Annotated in this window: 1 protein-coding gene; it reads right to left on the bottom strand. The window is 69.8% G+C overall.

What is annotated here, in order from left to right:
- Window positions 1–148: 148 nt before the first annotated feature.
- Window positions 149–658: fructosamine kinase family protein (locus ACOADB_RS27245; protein ID WP_378606486.1), on the bottom strand; the 510-nt coding region annotated here is incomplete at its 5' end.

Genomic DNA, 658 nt, shown 5'->3' on the forward strand with positions numbered 1-658 from the left:
GTTCGTCCGAGAGGGCCACGTCGCGATTGTGTCATCGCCGTCTCCCGCTGCAGGTTCATCAAGGGATGCAGGTGAATGTGCACTCCCCACGCTGGGCAGAGGCGGGGAAGTGTCAGTTCGCCGACATACCTTGATGAACCAGCAGCGGTCAGAGGTAACGCGCCGCGATCTTGGCCGCCCGGGCGCCGTACTGGCCACCGAACAGGCACGCATGCACGAGCAGCGGGAACAGCTGGTGGAAGCCGAGGCGGTCCTCCCAGCCGTCGGCGAGCGGCGCCGCTTCGTCGTACGCCGCCATCACCTGCGGCAGCTGGGGGAGGCCGAAGAGGGCGAGCATGGCGACGTCCATCTCGCGATGGCCGCCGTACGCCGCCGGGTCGATCACGACGGCACGGTCGTCGTTGGTCCAGAGCACGTTGCCGTTCCACAGGTCGCCGTGCAGGCGCGCGGGCGGCTCGACGGGGAGGATCTCGGGCCCGCGGGCGACGGCCGCCTCGATGGTGGCGCCGTCCTCGGCGCTGACGATCTCCTTGGCGCGCAGCACCTTGAGGTACGGCGCGATCCGGCGCTCGGCGTAGAACTCCGCCCAGGTGGGCGCCGGACGGTTGGGCATCGGCAGCCGGCCGATGTAGCCGTCGGCGTCGAACCCGAAGAAGTC

This window comes from Nocardioides sp. CPCC 206348 (assembly GCF_048654705.1).
GTDB lineage: Bacteria > Actinomycetota > Actinomycetes > Propionibacteriales > Nocardioidaceae > Nocardioides.